The organism is Synechococcus sp. R55.7 (assembly GCF_047461955.1).
Lineage (GTDB): Bacteria > Cyanobacteriota > Cyanobacteriia > Thermostichales > Thermostichaceae > Thermostichus.
Genome location: NZ_JANSIC010000086.1, coordinates 1 through 6180, shown reverse-complemented (window position 1 = coordinate 6180; position 6180 = coordinate 1). Strand labels below are relative to the sequence as shown.

Below are 6180 nucleotides of genomic sequence, written 5' to 3'. Positions count from 1 at the left end.
AAAACGCTGCTTCCCCATCTTCCTCCGCTGCTTTTGGCACCGGATTTTGCCTACAGGCCGACCATTTAAGCCGGTTGCAGTTAAGTCTGCCGTCGGGAAGAAGTTGCGGTTTCGTTCGTAAGATCCTCTTGTGCAGCCAATCCTTGCCTCCTCTATTCGCCTCGTTTGCCTTTCCACTTGCCGCTGAAAGCAGCCAATAGGAGCCATCAGCAGCTGGAAAATCTTTTTGCTGGTATTCAGTACCAACGAAGAATTATCAGCGTTCAAGAGAAACAAGGTAGAGCGTTTAACAAAGACTATAGAAACTCGACTGCAAAAGGCAGGAAGATCTTACTCAGCTATTTGTCATTCACTACCCTAACACGTGACTGTGTAAGAAATTGCGGGAATATTAAGAAACTTACATATTTCTTGACAATTGACTAAAACTTCTGTCTGTCAAGGAGGCCCTGGAAGGCAGTTAAAGAGTTGTAAAGAGCAACTCTTCCCTTGGCTCCAAGACCTGAAGAACTGCCAAATCCAGGGATCCAAAACAAATAGATTTAGCCTGCTATGGGCAGATCGACTCGCTGAGCCTGGATCCAGAAAGACTCTAGGTCATAGTAGTCCCTTTCCTGTTGCATAATCACATGGACAATGAGATCGGCATAGTCGATCAGTATCCAAGAGGCCGATTCCTGCCCTTCGATGCGGCGCGGAGTTTGTTTCCACTCGTCCCAAACCTTTTCCTCAATTGCTCGGGCAATGGCGCGGACTTGCGTAAGCGAGTAGCCGCTGACCAGAAGAAAGTAATCTGCCAAAGTGGAGACTTGGGATACATCCAGCAGAACGATATCGCCACCTTTTTTCTCTTCTGCCGCGCGAGCTGCACTCAGCGCCATGCAATAGATGGGATCCCCAGCAGGGGCAGGCATGAGATGTAGCAACTAAAACCCTCCTGAAACGACTGAGTTAACCTAGGACACCGCTTTTTCTAAAGGATGTAACAAAAAATGATTCCGAGTCATGAGTGTGCGCGGATGAACCACCTGATTCCGGTCTAGCAAAAATTTTAGGCTCAAGTCACATACTCCCACTACGGTTTTAGACAAATCTACAAAAGCCATCTGCCGCAACCGCTCCAATTCTGGGCTGTTGCCCCGATTCGGCTCCAGGGCATCGGCCACGAAAACCACGCAACTGAGCGGATCCATGCCGGGCTGCCCTAGCGTGTGGTTGGCAATGGCCGCCAAAATCTCCGGATCCTGTACCTGAAACTGCTCCCGCGCCACCAGGGATCCCACCTCAGCGTGCAGGATGTGAGGTTCGGCCCGCTCAATTTCATCCAGCTCCCGTTCCTGAGCCACCCTTTGCAACAGTTGCTCCGGCGGGAAAGCCTTGGCCAAGTCGTGCATCAGCCCTGCCCAAGCAGCTTTCTGCTCATCCAGCCCGTAGTGGGCCGCCAGCTGTCGGGCCATCCCCTCTACCCCCAAGATATGGCGGAGGCGAGGAGGAGACACCCGCTCCTGTAGCCAGGCCAACACCTCTTCCCGCCCCAGTTGAGTGCCCATCGCCCTAGTCATTCTGCAGCTTCAGCACGGCCATAAACGCTTCTTGGGGCACATCCACCGTTCCCACCGCCTTCATGCGTTTTTTCCCCTCTTTTTGTTTTTCCAAAAGCTTGCGTTTGCGGGTCACATCTCCTCCGTAGCATTTGGCCAAGACGTTTTTGCGCAGGGCTGGTATGGTTTCACGAGCAATCACTTTAGAGCCAATTGCCGCCTGAATGGGCACTTCAAATTGATGGCGTGGGATCAGCTCCCGTAACTTGGCAACTAGGGAACGGCCTACATAAAAAGCTTTATCCCGATGCACAATCGTGGATAGAGAATCCACCACATCGCCGTTGATCAAAATGTCCAAACGCACCAAATCATCGGCGCGATAGCCAATCATTTGGTAGTCCATGCTGGCATAACCACGAGTGCGTGATTTCAATTGGTCGAAAAAGTCGGTGACCACTTCCGCCAGGGGCAGCTCATACACCAGCGTAGTCCGACCCTGCGCCAGATATTTCATGTCTTTAAAAGTGCCGCGTTTGGTCTCACACAGCTCCATCACGGTACCGACAAATTCCTCAGGAAGAATCACCTCTACCCTGACAATCGGCTCCTCAATGCTGGTGCGCTCGTTGGGGGGAGGCAGCTTGCTGGGATTGTCCACCCGAATCACAGAGCCGTTGTTGAGGGTAACTTGGTACACCACCGTCGGAGCTGTGATCACCAGGTCGAGATTGTACTCCCGCTCTAGGCGTTCCTGCACCACCTCCATGTGCAGCAGGCCCAGAAAACCACAGCGGAAGCCGAAGCCCATGGCGCTGGAAATTTCTGGCTCAAAGTACAGGGCAGCATCGTTGAGCTTGAGCTTTTCCAGAGCCTCTTTGAGTTCGGCGTACTGATCGGAGCTGCTGGGGAACAGGCCACAAAACACCATCGGCTTGGCTTCTTTGTAGCCGGGCAGGGGCTCAGGAGCTTTGCGATTCACCAGGGTGATGGTATCCCCAACCCGGGCGTGTTCCACGCTCTTGATGGCGGCGGCCATGTAGCCCACCTCGCCCGCATGTAGGGCATCCACCGGCTCTTGGTTGGGACGCATCACCCCCAGCTCGGTAATCTCGTATTCTCGGCCAGAGGCCATAAAGCAAATCTTGTCCCCCGTTTTCACCTCCCCGTCCATGATGCGCACATAGACGATCACGCCGCGATAGGCGTCGTAATAGCTATCGAAAATCAAGGCCCGCAAGGGATCCGCCACCGTATCCCGTGGGGGCGGCACCCGCTGCACAATGGCCTCCAGAATCTCTTGAATGCCAATACCCACCTTGGCAGAGGCCAGGATTGCCCCGCTGCAGTCGAGGCCGATTACCTGCTCAATCTCCGCAATCACCCGCTCCGGCTCGGCGCCCGGCAGGTCGATTTTGTTGATCACCGGAATAATTTCCAGGTTGTTCTCCAGGGCCAGGTACACATTGGCCAAGGTTTGGGCCTCCACCCCTTGAGAGGCATCCACCACCAGCAGCGCCCCTTCACAGGCGGCCAGGGAGCGGGAGACTTCGTAGGTGAAGTCCACATGCCCCGGCGTATCGATCAGGTTCAAAACATAATCTTGGCCGTCTTGGGCACGGTAGTTCATGCGGGCCGCTTGCAGCTTGATGGTAATGCCCCGTTCCCGCTCCAGTTCCATGCTGTCCAGCAGTTGCGGCTTCATCTCGCGGGCTGAAACGGTGCCCGTTTCCTGCAGGAGGCGATCGGCGAGGGTGGATTTGCCGTGGTCGATGTGGGCGATGATGGAAAAGTTGCGAATACGGGAGACAGGAACGCCGGTCATAAAAACCTGATCAGGGCAAAGATTTTTTACAATGCTAGCCTCTCTGCTCCCCTGCCTGAACTGAGGTTGCCCAGAAGTTGGCTGCCAAGGGGAGAAGACACAGCCCTTCTGCCGGACACCAGAGCACCCTACTGGAATTGGCCGGGACAGCTCCTTTCCGGCAGCGCTGACTAGAGCCGGTACAACAGACGTGCCGCTTGTGTGGCAGGGATGGGATCCGTGAAGATGGAAAAAGCCAGAACGAGCTCGGGCGGTGTTGTCGCCAGCTCGCCAGGAGGCTATGGGTCTGACCCGACGGCAGAGGAAGCAGTCCAGAACCCTGCCCAAAGCACTACTTGTCTAACTTCTCAATGTAGGGGCGAATGTCATTGAGGTCGATGTAGCGGTCGGTGGCGTTGCGCAGCTCGCGGGCGATCATCCCTTCGGTGGAGACAACTGTAATCAGCGTGTTTTTGGAACGCAACAGCTCGACGGCCCGCTCAAAATCTCCATCGCCGCTAAATAGAATGATCCTATCGTACTGGCCAACGGTGTTGAACATATCGATTACTATTTCGATATCCAGATTTGCTTTTTGGGAGTACCGACCGGAGTCTTCATCTCGATATTCTTTGAGGATCTTGGTGCGCACAGTGAAGCCCATGCTGATCAGAGCGTCTCGAAAGGCCCTCTGATCATGGGGATCCTTGATGCCGGTGTACCAAAAGGCGTTGACCAATTCAACATTCGGCTGTGATCTAACAAAATAATCCAGCACCCGGCGTGGGTCAAAAAACCAGCCATTTTTCTGTTGAGCATAAAACATATTATTGCCATCAATAAAGATGGAAACCCGAGTGACGGGATGATGGTAAAACATAAAGCTTTTCCGAAAAAAGTAAGGTGAACTGGTCAGAAAAAGAGGATGAAAACGAGGTCACTGACTTTCCACAAGAGCCATTTGGGCAGCCAGCACCTTGCTGACACCAATCTCTCATCATAGCCAAAGGTGGGATCCCTTTCTCAAGAATTAACTCTGGGGAGAGGCACCCCTGTAAACCAAAGCGGGTTCCGGTTGCCGCAGGGCATAGCTGGATCCCGGTCGATCGGCTTGGCTAACGTACAGCTCCGCCAATTGTCGAGCCAGGTTACGGATGCGCCCAATGTAGAGGGTGCGCTCGGCTACAGCAATGACACCACGAGCGTCGAGCAGGTTAAAGGTGTGGGAGCACTTGAGCACATAGTCGTAGGCGGGCAGGAGCAGAGACACGGCCAACCGATCCGGCAACACCTGTTTCTGCAGTTTCTGTTGGGTGGTTTCGATCAAACGCTTGGCCTCGGCTTCGTAGAGCCGGAACAATTCCAGTAGCATCTCCGGATCGGAATACTCGAAGTTGTAATAAGATTGCTCGACCTCATTTTGGAAATAGATTTGTCCATAGGTAATCCGTCCCAGAGAAGGATGCTCATTCCAGCAGAGATCGAAAACCGAATCCACCCCCTGCAGATACATGGCCAGGCGCTCTAGCCCATAGGTAATTTCTACAGAAACCGGGCGACAATCTTGTCCGCCCACCTGCTGAAAGTAGGTAAACTGGGTTACTTCCATGCCGTCCAGCCACACTTCCCAGCCCACGCCCCAAGCCCCCAAGGTGGGAGATTCCCAGTCATCTTCCACAAAGCGAACATCGTGTTCTGCCGGGTTCACGCCCAAAGCTTGCAGGCTATTTAGGTACACATCTTGAATGTCATCGGGGGAGGGCTTGATCAACACTTGGTATTGAAAATAGTGCTGCAGGCGATTGGGGTTTTGACCGTAGCGTCCATCGGTGGGGCGGCGACAGGGTTCGACATAGGCCACTCGCCAGGGATCCGGCCCCAAGGCGCGCAAAAACGTGTGGGGGCTCATGGTGCCGGCGCCTTTTTCCAGGTCGTAGGGTTGTAGGATCAAGCAGCCCTGCTCCCCCCAAAACTGTTGCAGGCGAAAGATCAAGTCTTGAAAGGTGTGGGCTGACATGGCAGGGGTTGGGCAGAGATGGATTAACCCCTATCCTACCAATCTCCTCCTCTCAGTCGAGCAGCTCTTCCCGATCAGCTGGATCCGAGTAGTCCCACTCGATGGGGGGCATTTGGTCGAAGGCTTGTTTGAGGGCGCTCTCCCACAGTTTGCGCATCTTGGCCAGGTAGGGATCCCCGGTGCGCAGGCGCAGACGGTGGGTGACCTTGAACTGATCCGCTTGCACCATCACCAAATCGATGGGGGGGCCGACGGAGATGTTGGATTTCATGGTGGAGTCAATGGAGAGGAGAGCGCATTTGGCCGCATCTGCTAGCGAGGTTTCGTAGGAGAGGGTGCGATCCAAGATTGGCTTGCCGTATTTGGTTTCCCCCACCTGCAAAAAAGGGGTTTCCGGGGTGGCCTGGATGCAGTTGCCCTGGCTGTAGATCAAAAAGAGGGCCGGCTCCTCGCCTCGGATCTGTCCCCCCAACAACAGGCTGCACTGGGCGTCGATACCGTCCTTTTCCAGCCAGGGTCGGTCTTGCTCCTGGATGTAACGAATTTTGGATCCCAGGTAGCGGGCCACGTCGTAGAGATGGGGGAAGGTGTGGAGATTGGAACTTTCCTGTTGGCGCAGATCCCGCTGCACTTCGGTCAAAACGCCCTGGGTGATGGACAGGTTGCCGGAGGTGCAGATCAAGATCACCCGCTCTTCGGGCACGGAAAAATCGAACAGCTTTTGGTAGGTGGAGACGTAGTCCACCCCGGCGTTGGTGCGGGAATCTGCCGCCATCACCAAGCCAAAGCGGGTGATGATGCCAAGGCAGTAGGTCATG

At 54.4% G+C, this 6180-nt stretch carries 6 protein-coding genes; all 6 read right to left on the bottom strand.

The window, feature by feature from the left end:
- Positions 1–542: 542 nt before the first annotated feature.
- Positions 543–914, bottom strand: a complete 372-nt coding sequence (rsfS, locus tag NW820_RS06290; RefSeq protein WP_011431734.1) for a ribosome silencing factor — start codon at positions 912–914, stop codon at positions 543–545.
- A 42-nt stretch (positions 915–956) separates the two neighbouring features.
- Entirely contained in the window at positions 957–1562 is a 606-nt protein-coding gene (yqeK, locus tag NW820_RS06285; protein WP_414389772.1) for a bis(5'-nucleosyl)-tetraphosphatase (symmetrical) YqeK, read from the bottom strand.
- On the bottom strand, positions 1555–3366 hold the full coding sequence (lepA, locus tag NW820_RS06280) for a translation elongation factor 4 (RefSeq protein WP_414328663.1): 1812 nt from the start codon (positions 3364–3366) through the stop codon (positions 1555–1557). Before lepA ends, yqeK begins: the two co-directional genes overlap by 8 nt.
- A 331-nt stretch (positions 3367–3697) precedes the next feature.
- Positions 3698–4225, bottom strand: coding sequence for an NYN domain-containing protein (locus NW820_RS06275; RefSeq protein ID WP_011431737.1), 528 nt, complete (start codon positions 4223–4225; stop codon positions 3698–3700).
- 150 nt (positions 4226–4375) lie between these two features.
- Positions 4376–5362, bottom strand: a complete 987-nt coding sequence (gene glyQ, locus NW820_RS06270) for a glycine--tRNA ligase subunit alpha (RefSeq protein WP_414328660.1) — start codon at positions 5360–5362, stop codon at positions 4376–4378.
- Between the two features lie 52 nt (positions 5363–5414).
- The gene (locus tag NW820_RS06265) at positions 5415–6179 is read right to left on the bottom strand and encodes a proteasome-type protease (protein ID WP_011431739.1); all 765 of its coding nucleotides are present in this window, start codon (positions 6177–6179) and stop codon (positions 5415–5417) included.
- Between the last annotated feature and the right edge of the window lies 1 nt (position 6180).

Bases quoted from the DNA above. Each gene is read 5' to 3' on its own strand.
- rsfS (WP_011431734.1), bottom strand. From the start codon at position 914: ATGCCTGCCCCTGCTGGGGATCCCATCTATTGCATGGCGCTGAGTGCA.
- glyQ (WP_414328660.1), bottom strand. From the start codon at position 5,362: ATGTCAGCCCACACCTTTCAAGACTTGATCTTTCGCCTGCAACAGTTT.
- lepA (WP_414328663.1), bottom strand. From the start codon at position 3,366: ATGACCGGCGTTCCTGTCTCCCGTATTCGCAACTTTTCCATCATCGCC.
- NW820_RS06275 (WP_011431737.1), bottom strand. From the start codon at position 4,225: ATGTTTTACCATCATCCCGTCACTCGGGTTTCCATCTTTATTGATGGC.
- yqeK (WP_414389772.1), bottom strand. From the start codon at position 1,562: ATGACTAGGGCGATGGGCACTCAACTGGGGCGGGAAGAGGTGTTGGCC.
- NW820_RS06265 (WP_011431739.1), bottom strand. From the start codon at position 6,179: ATGACCTACTGCCTTGGCATCATCACCCGCTTTGGCTTGGTGATGGCG.